At 68.4% G+C, this 14,874-nt stretch carries 17 protein-coding genes; 7 read left to right on the plus strand and 10 right to left on the minus strand.

The annotated features are described in order from the left end of the window. Positions 1–153 precede the first annotated feature (153 nt). From JNG39_RS00945 to JNG39_RS00970, 6 genes are all read right to left on the minus strand, one after another. Positions 154–1,365 (minus strand): DegT/DnrJ/EryC1/StrS family aminotransferase, encoded by a 1,212-nt coding sequence (locus tag JNG39_RS00945; RefSeq protein WP_368309141.1) that lies wholly within the window; start codon positions 1,363–1,365, stop codon positions 154–156. Continuing rightward, the gene (locus tag JNG39_RS00950) at positions 1,349–1,747 is read right to left on the minus strand and encodes a multidrug efflux SMR transporter (RefSeq protein ID WP_368309142.1); all 399 of its coding nucleotides are present in this window, start codon (positions 1,745–1,747) and stop codon (positions 1,349–1,351) included. The genes JNG39_RS00945 and JNG39_RS00950 overlap by 17 nt, the downstream gene beginning before the upstream one ends. After that, a complete protein-coding gene (locus tag JNG39_RS00955; RefSeq protein ID WP_368309143.1) occupies positions 1,744–2,103 on the minus strand; it encodes an EamA family transporter in 360 nt (119 codons plus the stop codon). The genes JNG39_RS00950 and JNG39_RS00955 overlap by 4 nt, the downstream gene beginning before the upstream one ends. 4 nt (positions 2,104–2,107) lie before the next feature. Then, positions 2,108–2,950, minus strand: coding sequence for an alpha/beta hydrolase (locus JNG39_RS00960; protein WP_368309144.1), 843 nt, complete (start codon positions 2,948–2,950; stop codon positions 2,108–2,110). Positions 2,951–3,050: 100 nt separating this feature from the next. Then, the gene (locus JNG39_RS00965) at positions 3,051–4,478 is read right to left on the minus strand and encodes a sensor histidine kinase (RefSeq protein ID WP_368309145.1); all 1,428 of its coding nucleotides are present in this window, start codon (positions 4,476–4,478) and stop codon (positions 3,051–3,053) included. Then, positions 4,471–5,145: a response regulator gene (locus JNG39_RS00970; protein WP_368309146.1), complete on the minus strand. Its 675-nt coding sequence runs from the start codon at positions 5,143–5,145 to the stop codon at positions 4,471–4,473. The genes JNG39_RS00965 and JNG39_RS00970 overlap by 8 nt, the downstream gene beginning before the upstream one ends. A 203-nt stretch (positions 5,146–5,348) precedes the next feature. Here JNG39_RS00970 and JNG39_RS00975 point away from each other — a divergent pair, with 203 nt between their 5' ends. From JNG39_RS00975 to JNG39_RS00995, 5 genes are all read left to right on the plus strand, one after another. Then, complete coding sequence (locus JNG39_RS00975) at positions 5,349–5,972, plus strand: PepSY-associated TM helix domain-containing protein (protein WP_368309147.1); 624 nt, start codon at positions 5,349–5,351, stop codon at positions 5,970–5,972. 11 nt (positions 5,973–5,983) lie between these two features. After that, positions 5,984–6,493, plus strand: a complete 510-nt coding sequence (locus tag JNG39_RS00980) for a DUF2271 domain-containing protein (RefSeq protein WP_368309149.1) — start codon at positions 5,984–5,986, stop codon at positions 6,491–6,493. Positions 6,494–6,505: 12 nt separating this feature from the next. Then, positions 6,506–7,315 (plus strand): DUF4198 domain-containing protein, encoded by an 810-nt coding sequence (locus JNG39_RS00985; protein WP_368309150.1) that lies wholly within the window; start codon positions 6,506–6,508, stop codon positions 7,313–7,315. 143 nt (positions 7,316–7,458) lie between these two features. Further along, complete coding sequence (locus JNG39_RS00990) at positions 7,459–8,457, plus strand: FAD:protein FMN transferase (protein ID WP_368310789.1); 999 nt, start codon at positions 7,459–7,461, stop codon at positions 8,455–8,457. After that, entirely contained in the window at positions 8,454–9,860 is a 1,407-nt protein-coding gene (locus tag JNG39_RS00995) for a sulfite reductase subunit alpha (protein ID WP_368309151.1), read from the plus strand. Before JNG39_RS00990 ends, JNG39_RS00995 begins: the two co-directional genes overlap by 4 nt. A 100-nt stretch (positions 9,861–9,960) precedes the next feature. Here JNG39_RS00995 and JNG39_RS01000 read toward each other — a convergent pair whose 3' ends face one another. The 4 genes from JNG39_RS01000 to JNG39_RS01015 all read right to left on the minus strand — a co-directional run bounded on the left by JNG39_RS01000 (position 9,961) and on the right by JNG39_RS01015 (position 13,378). Continuing rightward, positions 9,961–10,626 carry an HAD-IA family hydrolase gene (locus JNG39_RS01000; RefSeq protein WP_368309152.1) on the minus strand — a complete coding sequence of 222 codons (666 nt, stop codon included), beginning with the start codon at positions 10,624–10,626 and terminating at the stop codon, positions 9,961–9,963. Between the two features lie 74 nt (positions 10,627–10,700). Beyond that, complete coding sequence (locus JNG39_RS01005; RefSeq protein WP_368309153.1) at positions 10,701–12,464, minus strand: M56 family metallopeptidase; 1,764 nt, start codon at positions 12,462–12,464, stop codon at positions 10,701–10,703. 1 nt (position 12,465) lies between these two features. Further along, positions 12,466–12,852: a BlaI/MecI/CopY family transcriptional regulator gene (locus JNG39_RS01010; RefSeq protein WP_368309154.1), complete on the minus strand. Its 387-nt coding sequence runs from the start codon at positions 12,850–12,852 to the stop codon at positions 12,466–12,468. Between the two features lie 124 nt (positions 12,853–12,976). Further along, positions 12,977–13,378 carry an HU family DNA-binding protein gene (locus tag JNG39_RS01015; RefSeq protein WP_144916893.1) on the minus strand — a complete coding sequence of 134 codons (402 nt, stop codon included), beginning with the start codon at positions 13,376–13,378 and terminating at the stop codon, positions 12,977–12,979. Between the two features lie 257 nt (positions 13,379–13,635). Here JNG39_RS01015 and moaA point away from each other — a divergent pair, with 257 nt between their 5' ends. Both moaA and JNG39_RS01025 read left to right on the plus strand, forming a co-directional pair. Further along, entirely contained in the window at positions 13,636–14,613 is a 978-nt protein-coding gene (moaA, locus tag JNG39_RS01020; protein ID WP_368309155.1) for a GTP 3',8-cyclase MoaA, read from the plus strand. A 9-nt stretch (positions 14,614–14,622) separates the two neighbouring features. Next, positions 14,623–14,871 (plus strand): MoaD/ThiS family protein, encoded by a 249-nt coding sequence (locus JNG39_RS01025; RefSeq protein WP_368309156.1) that lies wholly within the window; start codon positions 14,623–14,625, stop codon positions 14,869–14,871. Positions 14,872–14,874: the final 3 nt, after the last annotated feature.

Here is a 14,874-nt window from a genome sequence, read left to right on the forward strand (position 1 = left end):
ATCGGCGCCCATCCCTCCGGTAGCGGGCCGTGGCGAGGTCGCTGGCGAAAGGCGGGAGTCGATGGTGTCGACAAGGCTGGTGAGAAAAGTCCACCCCTCCGGCCGTAACCTCACGACCGAAGGGGTGGGAGCCGATCGTATCGGCGAAAAGGTCTAGCGGGAGACGACCACCGCCTCGATCACCGCGCACACATGTTCGAACGACGCATCGTCGAGCCACGGGCTGTTGCTGATCGTCAACGTGCGCGCCGCGAAATCATGCGCGTTGGGCACGTCGTTCGCGCCCTTCATCCCCTCGAGGTAGTCGTAATCCGGCAGCGCGTGGATGAACATCCGCGTCACGCCATGCCGCGACCCCCAGAGCCGTTCGAGTACGGCGTTGCGCGAAAATTCGTCGGGCAGTCGAAGCATCAGGTAGGGCCACGTGCCGCCCTCGTCGCTGAACACGTGCACGCCGGGAATGCCCGCCAGGCGCGGCAGCCGGGCGCGAGCCTGCGCCGTGGTGGCGTCGATGAAAGGTGCCAGGCGCGGAAACGCGCGCGCTCCCACCGCGCGCCGCCAGCGGCCGACGCGATGCAGTGGAAAGTCGGGATGGAAGTGTTCGCCCGCGGCACCGAGAAGATCGCCGTCGCGCAAGGCCTTTCGCATGCCGTTGCCATAGGCCCAGCCCATGCCCGCGGGACGATACAGTGCCGCGTATCCGGCCAGCTCCAGGCAGCGGCGCAGCTCCCAGCCGCCGTGCCAGCGCGCGATGCGACGCGACGTGTGGCGGAACCGCGTCCGCCAGGCCTCGTCCTGCGCCACGAGCAGGCCGCCTTCGAAGATCGACAGGCCCTTGCCCGCCGCGAGGCTGAAGAATCCGACGTCGCCGTGCGTGCCGGCGGGGCGCCCGTCCCGCCGGGCTCCCAGTGCCTGGGCGGCATCTTCGACGGTGAGCGCGCCCACCGAATGCGCGATGGCGTTGGCGCTCGCCACGTCGGCCACGCGTCCGCCCAGATGCGTGGGCACGACCGCGAGCGTGCGTTCACCGCATGCCTCGACGAGGCGGGCGGGATTCATGTCGAAATGACCGGGAAGCAGGTCGACCAGCCGCGGCACCAGGCCGGCGCGGCGCACCGCGAGCGGTACGAGCGGACAGGTGAAAGCCGGGATGGCCACCTCGTTGCGCGAAGGGTCGTGTTCGGCCAGCGCGGTAAGGGCGACGGTGAGTGCCGCGGTGCCGGAGCATTCCAGTTGCACCTCGTCCACGCCGAGGAAAAAGGCGGCCTGCGCGGTCAGCGGTGCGGCGACGTCGCCGGCGAGATCGCTCGCCGCCAGCGGCAGGCCCGCGGTGGGCGGTGCCTCGTGCTCAGGCCGTAACCGCATCGGCGGCCGCCTCGTCACCGCTTTCGGCGAAGGCCAGGCAGACGATGCCCGCCACGATCGCCACCGCACCCAGGATCTGCGTGGGCGTGACCGGTTCGGCGAACACCCACCACGAAAGCAGCATCACGCTCACCACCTCCAGGTGCGAGGCGGCGAAGGCGGGACCGATGGGCGCGTGCTTGAGCAGGCTCATCCAGGTGACGAAGGCGCCGATGTAACCGGCCACCGCGCCGTAGATCCATGGATGCGAGAACACGCGCGCGAGCCACGCCGTGCTCATCTCCACGGGCAGGGCATGGCTGCCCGCCATCTTGAAGCACACCAGGTTCAGCGTGTCGAAGGCCAGCAACAGGGCGAAGCCCACCAGGTAGAACCGCTTCATGCGCCGGCTCCCACCACCGCCACGCCGATCGCGACCAGCACGATGCCGGTCACCCGTAATGGACTGAGGCGTTCGCCGAACAGGAAGCGGCCGGCGACCATGATGGCGATGATGTTGATCGAACCCAGCAGCACGCCTTCGGAAAGCGGTACCAGCGAGAGAAAGGCGATCCACACGAGGAACTCGGCCACGTAACTGCCGATGCCGACCCAGATCCACGGTCGCGCGAACATGTATTTCCAGCGGGCGAGGCCGTCGCCCGCGCGCTCGTCGCCGGCCGCGGCCTTGAAGGCGAGCTGGCCGCCGGTATCGAGCACGACGTTGGCGATCCAGAGCGCCAGCGTGAGACCGTTCATGCGTTCAGGCCGCCATGCGGGTGGGACGGGCGTCGCGCGCGATGCGGCCGAAGAAATCGGCGGTGCGTTCGATGAGCATGCGGCGTTCGCGGTCGATGGTGATCATATGGTAGCTGTCGCCGAGCAGCAGCATCTCGATGGGGCCGCTCACGCGGCTCGCCACGAGGTCGGCGTTGGACGCGACGCTGGCGATGTCGTCTTCCAGGGCGTGCGCCACGAAGCATGGGGCGGCGACGTGGCGCAAGCGACGGCGCACGTCGCGGGCCAGGGCCATCATCTCGGCCACCGCGAACCAGGGATTGCCGGGCAGGCCGGCGCTCTTACTGTCGCCCGAGTGCATCGCCGAACTCACCTGCGCGCGCAGGCGTTCGTCGCGGATGCCGTACGGCGGGAGTTCGAGGAAGCTGCGGCTGCGCCCGATGCCCAGCCGTTTGCAGATGGGCAGGATGAAGCCCATGCGCCGCGCGACCCAGGGCATCGACCAACCGTCGTAGCGAAACGTGGCGCCGAAGACGCCCACGCCCGATACCCACTCGGGACGGACGGCGGCGAGGCGCAGCGCGAGTACGGCGCCCATCGACAGCCCGGCCACGAAGAGGCGGTCGACCTGGCCGCGCAGGGCTTCCGCCGCGCGCTCGACGCTGGCGTACCAGTCTTCCCACGAGGTGGCGATGAGATCCTCCTCGGTGCCGCAATGGCCGGCGAGCTGGACGCCGACGACGGTGAAGCCGGCCCGGTTGAGGCCTTTGCCGACCAGGCGCATCTCGGTCGGCGTGCCGGTGAGCCCATGGATGAGCAGGACGCCGTCGCGTCCGCCTTCGAAATGGAATTCCGACGTGTCGCTCACTGGGCCGTCTCTACCTTGGTATGCGTATGCCGGTCATGGTGCCATCGACCGGTTTCAGTTGGCTTTCCAGCGTCGCACCGGCCTGCACCGATGCGAGGGTTCACGGCGACTCGCCGCCCTGGCCCGAAGGCTGCGCGGGGAAGCGGATCTCCACGCGTAGCCCCCCGGCTTCGCCGCGGGTGAATTCCACGCGGGCGGCATGGCGCTCGGCGATGCTTTCGACGATGGCCAGGCCCAGGCCCGTGCCGTCCTCGTCGCCGCCGGGCACGCGAAAGAAACGTTCGCCGAGCTGCGCGAGGAACGCGTCGGGCACGCCGGGGCCGTCGTCTTCCACGGCCAGCACGATGTCGGCGACGGCGTCTTCCACGGAGACGGTGACGCTGTGACCGCGTCCGGCGTAGTGGAAGGCATTGTCGATGAGGTTGTCGATGGCTTCCTGCACCTGCAGGGCGTCGCCGCGCACGAGGGCCGGGCGTTGGATGCCTTCGTAGCCGAGGTCGACGCCGAGCGCGATGGCCTGGTGCACGCGCATCGCCACCGCTTCGGGTACCACCTGGGAAAGATCGATGACGGCCATGCCGTCATGGTCGGGCAGGTCGGGCGATTGCGTGCGGGTGAGCGCGAGCAGTTGCGCCGAGGTACGTGCCGCGCGGGCGGCGAGCCGCCGCACGTGGTCCAGGGCTTCCGCCCGCTGCGCGTCGTCCGTCACGCTGCCGTAGCGTTCGACGTGCAGCTGGATGCCGGCCAGTGGCGTGCGCAGCTGGTGCGCGGCGTCGGCGATGAAACGCTCCTGCAGGCCGAGCATGTTGCGCATGCGCGCGAAGAGGTCGTCGATGGTGCGGGTGAGCGGGAGGATTTCCACCGGCACGTCTTCTTCGCCGATGGGGCCGAGGTCGTGCCCGCGCCGGCCCAGCCGGGCGGTGAGGGGCTCGAGTACGCGCAGGCCGTGGCTCACGCCGAACCACACGAGCAGCAACACCGCGGCGATCAGCAGCGCCTGCATGGGCAGGGTGAGGAAAAGGATTTCGCGCGCGCGGGTATGGCGATCGCGGAGGTTTTCCGCCACGGTGATGGTGAGGGTGTCGCCCGCGTCATGGCGGTTGGCCATGCGCATCACCGCCGCGCGCAGGGGGCGGCGTCCGAGGACGGTGTCATAGAGCTTCGGGGATTCGTCGATGCCGACGGTTTCGCCGGGGCCTTCGAGTTTCGCGTTGCCGATGATCCGCCCATGGCGGTCGCTCACCACCGTGTAATAGTTGCGGCCATCGGGATCGTATTCGAGCAGGAAGCGCGCCTGTTCCGTCAGTTCGCCCGCCAGGGCGTCGTTGTCGATCATCTCCGAAAGCGTCAGTGCCTGGTCGGAGAGATCGTTGTCGTGGATGTGGTTGGAATAGGCCAGTGCCACGAAGTAGCCGATCACGGCATCGAGCACGAGCACGCCCAGCACGGGCACGAGCAGGAAAGTAAGCAGGCGGCGGCGGAGGCTCGGGCGGGTTGGGCGCTTCCCCGCGAGACGGCGCTCAGGCATCCGGGCTTTCTTCGAGCAGGTAGCCCAGGCCCCGGATCGTGCGCACGTTGGTGCCCGATCCCTGGAGCTTCTTGCGCAGGCGGTGCAGGGCGATGTCCAGGCCGTTGTCGGTGAGGTCTTCGTCCCAGTTGCACAGCGCCTCGACCAGTTGCGCGCGGCTGGTGACCTTGTCGGCACGGGTGGCCAGGGCTTCGATCAGGCCGAATTCGCGGGCCGTGAGGTCGAGCGGCGCGTCGCCCACCCAGGCGCGGTGACCGGGGATGTCCAGTCGCAATCGCGCGATGCGGAATTCCGGCGTGCCGTTGCTCGTGCGGCGGCGGGCGAGGGCGCGCACGCGCGCTTCGAACTCGACCAGGGCGAACGGCTTCACGAGGTAGTCGTCGGCACCGAGGTCGAGCACGCGCACGCGCTCCTTCAGGCCTTCGCGCGCGGTAATGACCAGCACGGGCACGCCCGAACCGCGCTTGCGTGCACGGGCGAGCACGTCGCTGCCGTCGAGCGAGGGAAGCCCCAGGTCTAGTACGAGCAGGTCGTAATCGTGGCCGCGCAAGGCGGTGTCGGCACTGAGGCCATCGTTCACGTGGTCTACCGCGTGGCCGCTCTGTTCGAGGGAGGCCCGTACGGCGGCGGCGATGGAGGCGTCGTCTTCGGCGAGGAGAATGCGCATGGGCGGAAGCATACGCCTGAGGAGTGGTGGGGCGCATGCTGTCGTGGAAGGCTTTCGGGCCGCTTTCCACGGGCGTATCGGGACCGGCGCGATTCACCGCGAATTTATGCTCGGCGAGTGTTTCGCCTCCAATTGCGAACGATTCGCATTGCTGTTAGCCTGTGCCGGCTTTCATCCGCCACGTTCCAGGGGTTTACGACAGCATGCGCGATTCCGTCGACCGGCAACGCCGCGCGTTCTGGCTCAAACACCTGCACCGCTGGCATTGGATCAGTTCGGCCGTGTCGCTGGTGGTGCTGCTGCTGTTTTCCGTGACCGGCTTTACCCTCAACCATGCCGCGAGCATCGAAGCGTCGCCGCGCGTGGAGCGTCGCAACGCCGTGCTGCCCGACGACCTGTTGAAGCGGCTGGCCCACGTCGAAGGCACGTCGGCCCCCCTTCCGCCGTCCGTCGCCGATGCCGTCGCCGCCCGCACGGGCGCCGAGGTGGCCGGGCGCGCGGCCGACTGGAGCGACGACGAGGTCGACGTGTCCTTGCCCAGGCCGGGCGGCGATGCCTGGGTGAGCATCGATCGCGAGACGGGCGAGGTCCATTACGAATCCACCGACCGCGGCTGGCTCGCCTACCTCAACGACCTGCACAAAGGACGCCATACCGGGCCGGCCTGGCGCTGGTTCATCGACGTGTTCGCGCTGGCCTGCGTGGTGTTCGCGCTCACCGGCCTGCTGCTGCTGAAGATGCACGCCGGGCAGCGTCGCATGACCTGGCCGATGGTGGCGCTGGGTTTCGTGCTGCCGCTGGTCGTCGTCCTCCTTTTCATCCACTGACGGAGCCCTCCATGCGCCGCTTTCCGTTCTTCGCGCTCGCGCTGATATCCGCGCCGGCCTTCTCCGCCGACATGAGCTTGACCGTGGAGATTCCCACGCTGAAGGTGGCCGAATACCACCGTCCCTACGTCGCCGTGTGGATCGAGCGCGAGGATCACAGCGTGGCCGCGAACCTCGCCGTCTGGTACGACGTGAAAAAGGCCGACGGCGAGGGCACGAAGTGGCTCAAGGACATGCGCCAGTGGTGGCGGCGCAGCGGCCGCGAGCAGACGATGCCGATCGATGGCGTGTCGGGTGCCACGCGTCCGGCCGGCCAGCACCGCCTGCGTTTCACCGATGGCAAACCGCCGCTGGGCACGCTGGCGCCGGGCCATTACGAACTGGTGGTGGAGGCCGCGCGCGAAGTCGGCGGCCGTGAAACCCAGCGCATCGCGTTCGACTGGCCGGCGAAGGCGCCCGTGCATCTCGGCGCCAAGGGCGAGCAGGAACTCGGCCAGATCGACCTCGACCTCAATCCCTGAACGGAGACTTCCATGAAGCATGCACTGGTTCGCGTCGCGCTGTGCGCGACCCTCGTCCTGCCGATGGCGGCGCAGGCTCACAAGATGTGGATGGTGCCGTCGGCCACGGTCGTGTCCGGCGACGATGCCTGGGTGACCGTCGATGCGGCGGTCTCGAACGATCTCTACTATCCGGATCATTTCCCGGCGCAGCTCGACCAGCTCGTGATCACCGCACCGGACGGCAGCGCGGTGAAAGCGGAGAATCCGTCGACCGGCAAATACCGCAGCACCTTCGACCTGCCCGTGCCGCAAAAGGGCACGTACCGCATCGCGTTGGTCAACCAGGGGCTGTTCGCCAGCTATGAACTGGATGGCAAGAAGCAGCGCTGGCGCGGCAAGGCCGATGGGCTGAAGACCGGCATCCCCGCCGGTGCGAGCGACGTACAGGTGAGCGAAATGGCCTCGCGCGTGGAAACCTTCGTCACCCAGGGCAAGCCCGGCGGCGATGCCTTGAAGCCCACCGGCAAGGGGCTCGAGCTGGTGCCGGTCACCCAGCCGAACGATCTGGTGACGGGCGAGAAGGCCACCTTCCGACTGCTGCTCGACGGCAAGCCCGCGCCCAACCTCAAGGTGGTCGCGATCGCCGGAGCCACGCGCTACCGCGATTCGCAGGACGACATGGACACCATCACCGACGGCGATGGCACGTTCGCTTTCACCTTCCCGAAGGCGGGCATGTACTGGGTGAATGCGTCCACGGAAGACGGCAAGACCTCGGTGAAGGAAGCGAAGCGGCGGCGAGTGGCGTATACGGCGACCCTCGAGGTGCTGCCGGAGTGAGTCGTGTGCCTGCCAGGCTTCGCCGGTTCGCCGATACGATCGGCTCCCACTCCTTCGGTAGCGACCTTTCTACCGTAGGGGTGGGAGCCGATCGTATCGGCGATGCCTGCAAGGCGATCGTTGCATGGCTGGCGGCGACGGTCATGGGTTCGCTGCTGCCGACGCTCGCGCAAGCCCAGGACATCCGTCGCTTCGAAGGCGAAACCATGGGCACCACCTGGTCGGTGAATGCCGTGCTTCCCGACGGTACCGACGACAAGGCGGTAAGGCGAGGCATCCAGGCCGAACTGGATCGTGTCGTGGCGCAGATGAGTACCTACGAAGCGGATTCCGACCTGAGCCGTTTCAACCGCGCACCGGCGGGTACGTGGCAGGCGTTGCCCGCGGAGTTCTACGCGGTGCTGCGACATGCCTTGTCGCTCGCACGTGATTCGGGCGGTGCCTATGACCCGACGGTCGGACCGCTGGTGAACCTTTGGGGCTTCGGCCCCGACAAGCGTCCGCGCGAGGCCCCCGGTGCGGCCGACATCGCCGCGGCCAAGGCCCGGGTCGGCTGGTCGCGCATTCGGCTGGATGACGCGACGCATCGCGCGTTCCAGCCAGGGGGCGTCTACGTCGACCTGTCCTCGGTGGCCAAGGGCTTCGGCGTGGATCAGGTGGCGCGCTTCCTCGATCGCGACGGCGTGCGCGATTACCTCGTCGAAGTGGGCGGCGAATTGCGCGCCCATGGCCGCAAGCCCGACGGCACGCGCTGGAACGTCGGCATCGAGCGGCCTGGCGCCGCGGCGGGGGCCGTGGACGATCCCGACGAGGTCGAGCGCATCGTGAAGCTGGAAGACAAGGCCATCGCCACGTCGGGCGACTACCGGCATTCGTTCGAGAGCGACGGGCGTTCCTACTCGCACCACATCGACCCGCGTACGGGATATCCGGTGGCGCATCGCGTGGCCTCAGTCAGCATCGTCGCCGACGACTGCATGCATGCCGATGCGCTGGGTACCACGATGACCGTACTCGGGCCCGAGCAGGGGATGGCTTACGCGGCGAAACACGGCCTGGCCGTGCTTTTCGTGCTCTACGGCAAGGACGGCGGTTTCGAGGAACGCATGTCGCCGGCTTTCGCGGCGGTACTCCGGCGGTGAGGGCCGCCGTCGGGCAAGCCGTGCTCGGTGCGATGCTCGTCGCGGCGGTGCTCGCCTTCGCGACGATGCAGGATTTCCACGGGCTTCACGTGGCCGGCGTCACGCGCGTCACCGTCGCGGCCGGCAGCCTGTCGGCGTGGCTCGCCTTCGTCGCGTTCGTGGTGCGTCCGCGTCGATCCGCGGCGGCCTCCGCGACGGACATCCTCGTCGTGCACGCGTCGCAGACCGGCTTCGCGACCGAGCTGGCCGAGCGTACCGCGGCGATGCTTCGCGACGGCGGGAAAGCGGCGGTCGCCCGTTCGATCGGCGAACTCGATGCCGTGCCGGCGGACGCGGCGCGCCTGCTTTTCGTGGTGAGCACGACGGGCGAGGGCGACGCGCCGGATGTCGCCAGCGTCTTCCGGCGCGACGCGATGGGCGTGCGCCCGCGTCTGTATGGGCTTCACTACGGCGTGCTCGCCCTGGGCGACCGGGACTACGCGAACTTCTGCGCCTTCGGTCACGAACTGGATCGCTGGCTGCGCGACGGCGGCGCCACGCCGTGGTTCGACCTGGTCGAAGTGGACGATGGCGACGACGGTGCCCTGCGCCACTGGCAGCGCCAGGTGGCGCTGGCGTGCGGTACCGTAGCGACCGCGGACTGGTCGAGGCCGGCGTATGGAGCGTGGCGCCTGCGGGAGCGGCGGCTGTTGAATCCCGGGAGCCTTGGCGGCCCGTGTTTCCACGTGGCGCTGGTGCCTGACGATCCGGCGTCGCTGCGGTGGAAGGCGGGCGATATCGTGGAGATAGGCCCCCGGCGCGCGCGCGACGACGCCGAACTCCTGCCTCACCGCGAATACTCCATCGCTTCGTTGCCGGCCGATGGTGAGCTCCATCTCGTCGTCAGGCAGGTAGGCGTGGGCTCGCGCTGGCTCACCGAGGGTGCGTCGCCGGGCGACCGCATCGATCTTCGGGTGCGTCCCAATGCCTCGTTCCACGTGCCAGGCGACGCCCGGCCGGTGCTTTTCATCGGCAACGGCACCGGCATCGCGGGATTGCGTGCCCTGCTCAAGGCGCGTATCGCGGCGGGATATCGGCGCAACTGGGTGCTGTTCGGCGAACGGCAAGCGAACGTGGATCGCCTGCACGTCGACGATCTCGAACGCTGGCAGGCGGAGGGCGACGTCGAGCGTCTCGACCTCGTGTGGTCGCGGGAATCGCGCGGATCGCGATACGTGCAGGATCGCTTGCGGGCCTCGGCCGTGGAAGTGAAGCGCTTCGTGGACGACGGTGCGAGCGTGTACGTATGCGGCAGCCTCGCGGGCATGGCGCCGGGAGTGGACGCGGCGTTGCGGGCGATCGTGGGGGATCGCGCGTTGGAGGAGATGGCTGCCTTCGGCCGTTACCGTCGCGACGTCTACTGAGCTTTCGCTTCGCCGGAGTTCGCCGATGCGATCGGCTTCCACCCCTTCGGTAGTGAGCTGGCTACCGGAGGGGTGCGAGCGGACGGTGCGCCGCAAGAACTCAGATCACGCGCAACGTCACCTTGCCGTCGACGACGCCATCGAAGCGCAACGCCGTCAGATCCGTCACCCACTCGACGCCCTCGGGCACTTCCTCCGGGTGATCCCCGGCGATCGCGATCACCCGCGCTCCCGCCGCAAGCCCTGCCTCGATTCCCGCGCGCGCATCCTCGAACACCAGGCAATCCTTCGGATCGGCCCGCATGCGCTCGGCGCCGAGCAGGTACGCCTCGGGATGGGGCTTGCCGTTCGTGACGATCTCGCCCGTCACCATCCGTGGCGGCACCGAGATGCCCGCCGCACCGAGGCGCGCCTTCGCCAGCCTGGTGTCCGCGGAGGTGACGATGGTCCAGGCGTCGGGCGGCAGCGATGCCAGCAGCTCGGGCGCACCGGGGATCGGCACGATGCCGTCCACGTCCTTGACCTCTTCGGCGTAGAGTTTTTCGTATTCGGCCTGCACGTCGAGGCCCGGCGGCGTGAACTCCTTCACGGAGTCGAGCATGCGCACGCCATGCAGGCGGGGCAATACGTCGTGCCAGTCGATGCCGTGCGCGTCGCACCAGCGTTTCCAGATCTTCTCGACCACCACGCGGGAGTCGATGAGGGTGCCGTCCATGTCGAACAGCAGCGCGGTCGCTTGGATGACCGTGCCCGATTCAAGTCGCATGTTGCCTCCGGGGAAGGGGACGCTTCGCGGCGCACCGCGAAAACGTCCACCTTACCGGACTGCCCAGCCTTTCGTCAGCGGGCGGCCTTCGCCACGCCTTCGCGGACGGCCTTGGCCAACAGCGCGTCGACCGCCGCGCTCGCCTCGTCGCCGGCCTGTCTCTGGCGTTGGGCCAGCGCGGCGTTGGCCTTGCCCTGTTCGGCGCGAACCCGGCCGATCGCCGCCATCTTCTTGCCGAGTTCGGCCTGCTCGCGGCCGATCGCGGCATGGCCGGCGGCGTAGTCCGCGGCGCTTGCGCCACCCGCGTTCATTTCGCGACTGGCTAGTTCGGCCTGGCGCGCGGAAAGCCTGGCCATCTGTTCGTTGAGGGCGGCCTGTTCCATGTCGAGCTTCTCTTGCCGTTCGGCCTGCGCGCGTCCGGCTTCCGCCGGTTGCTGCGCCTTCGCGTAGATCTCGCGGATGCGCTGCAGGTAGGCGCGGTCGGACAGCACCCAGGCCTTGTCGCCGTCGCGGTACCAGACGAACGGATCGTTGCCGGGGCGCGCGGCTTCGGCGCGGCGATAGTCGTCCGGGTCGCCGCGCATGACGGTGAGATCGTCGCTGTAGAGGATGAAGGCGTGCGCTGGCCTGTCACCCTGGATGGTGACGATGTGCGTGCCCTTGCCCGGCGTCGACAGGGTGAGCGGTGCCGGTGGCACGGGTGGCGTCGGGGGCGTCATCGGCGTCATCGGCGTCGCCGGGGTGGGAGGGGTCGGTGGCGTGAGCGGCGTGAGCGGCGTGGCGGGTGCCGGGGGAGCAGGCGGCGCGGGCGGTATCGCTGGCGCATAGATGCCCGAAGCCTTGTCCTGGCCATGGTCGCTCGCGGCGACGACGCGCCAGGGCAGGGCGGCGGCCACCACGGCCATGGCGACGAGCGCGAGCGTGAGGACGCGGGGCGGCGTCTCGTTGATTCGACCGAGCATGGTGAGTCTCCTCTTCAGGGTGAGGAAGGTGGGGGACGCGCCGGGCAGCGCGTGGTGCGGATGCGGCGAGACGCCGAGCCGTAGCAATAGGCGGCCGTACGATTGCGCCGCCTGGCGGCCGCGCGACACCACCAGCGCGTCGCAGGCGGCTTCGCGGCATAGGGCGTACTCGCGGACGGCGAGGTGCGCCAGCGGATGGAAGAAGAACAGGATGCGCGCGAGCGCGGGTAGCCAGCCCAGGAGCAGGTCGCCGCGACGCACGTGGGCCAGTTCGTGCATCAGGGCCATGTCGAGTTCGCGCTCGTCCAGCGCGTCGTCGGCGGGCAGGAGAATGGTCGGTCGCCACAGGCCGACGACCTGTGGCGAGACGACCTCGTGCGATACCGCCAGGCGTGGCGAGCGGCGCAGCCCCAGTTCATGGGCGCGACGCGCGCAAAGCGTCTCCACGCGTACGTCGTCGTGCGGCATGGCCCGGCGCAGGAGGCCGGGGAGGTGCCGCGCGCGCCATCCGGCGATCGCCAGCTGCACGAGCACCGCGACGACCCACAGCGAGAGAAGCACGACGGTCCAGGAGACGGTCATCGTGGATGCGCTCGTCGGCACGCCGGAAGGCATGTCCCCGCCCGCCGCATCGACGACGATCATGGCGCCGGCCGTGGCGACGTGGCGCGCCGGAAGCAGAGGCAACTCGAGCAGGGTGGGACAGGCGACGCCCAGCAGGAGCTGCGCACCGACCAGCCACCACAAGAACGCACGCATGCCGGCCGACAGCGAGGGCAGCGCTCGGCAGACGACGAACACGAGCCCCCCGAGCACGACCGCCTGAGCGGACGCGTGGAGGAGGCGTGATGCCAGCAGATCGGCGAAGGCCTCCATGTCAACGCCCCTTGCGCCGCGATTGGAGGGTGCCGACGAGCGCTTCCAGTTCCGCCAGCTCCGTATCGCTGACCTGGCCGCGTTCGGCCATCCAGGCGACGAAGGGCGACACGGAGCCTTGCAGGGTCTTTTCAACGAAACGCGCGACGGCGCCGGTCATGACCTGCTCGGTGCCGTTGGTGGCGCTGTAGCGATAGGCACCCTCGAGTTTGCGGCGGGAGAGGTACCCCTTCGCGCGAAGCCGTTCCATCATCGTCAGCACGGTGGAACGCGCCAGGCCGCGCGGCTCGCCGTAACCGGCGACGACGTCGGCCACCGAACTCTTCGGCGTCTCTTCGATGTACTGCAACAAGGCGAGTTCCTGGTCGCCGATGGTCTTGCCGCTCATGACGCACTCCTGACTACATGTGTAATCAGCATGCGCCTGATTACACATGTAGTCAAGCGACTCAAAAAAAAGCCCCCGCCGAAGCGGGGGCTTTTCACGTGCAACTATCCGCGATCGCGAACGATCAGGCGGCGGCGTCCTTGAGCTTCTTGAGCGGACGGACCTTGACCTTCACCGAAGCGGGCTTGGCGGCGAACCAGCGCTCTTCACCGGTGAACGGATCCTTGCCCTTCCGCTTCGGCTTGGCGGCGACGGCGACCGAGGTGATCTTCAGCAGACCCGGCAGCGTGAAGGTGCCGGCGCCCTTCTTGTGGACCGACGCGGAGATCGCGCCTTCGAGCGAGGCCAGCACGGCCTTCACGCTCTTGCTGTCGACGCCGCTCTGCTCGACGATGTGCGAGACGAGCGAGGACTTCGAAAGCGGATCCTTGATCGGCTTGAGGGCGGCCGGGGCCTTGGCGGTCTTAGCAGCCTTGGCGGGCGCCTTGGCAGCTTTCTTCGCCGCCGTTTTGGTGGTCTTGGCCATGGTTATCCTTGTCACGTGATTCGAATGTTGCGGCCTTATGGCCGGTGCCCAGCGGGCGACTCACTCTAGCGTTGCTTTGGTCCGCTGAAAATAGGGTTTCCGAAGATTTTTTCCGTTTTGGGTCCTTTTTTTTCGGTGTTTGTGTGACGCGTTGCGGAAAAAGTCAGTCTTGCACGCCCGGGCGAGGGGTATGATGACCTCCATACGCGGACTCTGGCACGATGCCATATCGTTTCGCGGGTCATCCCCAAGGCCACATGCTCCCACTCACCGACAGTCACGGCCGTACCAAACGGAAGCTGCGGATATCGCTTACCGACCGCTGCAATTTCCGTTGCACGTACTGCATGCCCGAGCATCCGGACTGGCTGCCCCGGGCGAGCCTGCTCACGCGCGACGAAGTACTTCGCCTCGCCGGCCTCTTCGTGGCACACGGCATCGAGCAGATCCGCCTGACCGGCGGCGAGCCCTTGTTGCGCCGCGATCTGGTCGAATGCGTGCGCGACCTCGACGGGCTACGCGATCGGGGCCTTCGCCGCATGTCGATGACCACCAACGCATCGCGTATCGCCCCTCGCGCCGTCGAACTGGTCGAGGCGGGCATCGACGACTTCAACGTGAGCCTGGATGCCGTCGACGCCGACCTGTTCCGGCGCATGACCCTGCGCGAGATCGCCCCCGTGCTCGACGGCATCGAGGCCCTGGTGGCGGCGGGGGCACGGGTCAAGCTCAACGCGGTCGTGGTGCGCGGCGACAACGACGGCGAGATCGTGCGCCTGCTCGAATGGGCGATGGAGCGCCACCTTCCGCTGCGCTTCATCGAATACATGCCGCTGGACGCGCCGGGACACTGGCGGCGCGACGCGGTGGTTTCCGAGGCCGACATGATCGCCGCCATCGAGCAGCGGGGGCACGTGGTCGAACGCCAGCTCCGCGGTGCCGATCCGGCCACGCCCTGGCGCATCGACGGGCACTACGAATTAGGCATCATCTCCACCGTTTCCAACCCTTTTTGCAGCACCTGCGACCGCCTGCGGCTGACCGCCACGGGCGAACTTTTCACTTGCCTGTTCTCGCCCGTGGGTATGCCGCTGGGTAAGCGAATGCGCGACGGCGCCGACGACGAGGCGCTCTCGGCGCTCGTCCGCAAGGCCGTGTGGCTCAAGGACGCGGGGTATGCCGCGCGCCCGGGGCCCGTCGCGCGTTCGACCACCATGCATACGATGGGCGGCTGAAGATCCTTTATGACAACGATCGTCTTCGAACTCTACGCCAGCCTCGAACGACTGGCCGGCACCCGCGAGTACCGGCTCGAGGCCGGCGACGCCGCCACGGTCGGCGATGCGCTGGATCGCCTGAACGCGGCGCGCCCCGAGCTTGCCGAATTGGTGGCTCGCTGCGCCTGCGCCTCGGGCGACGCTATCGTGCGCCGTACCGATCCCTTGCCCGGCGACGGACGCATCGCGCTGTTGCCGCCGGTGGCGGGGGGCTGACCA

Origin of the sequence: Luteibacter sp. CQ10, from assembly GCF_040900725.1 — a bacterium.
GTDB lineage: Bacteria > Pseudomonadota > Gammaproteobacteria > Xanthomonadales > Rhodanobacteraceae > Luteibacter.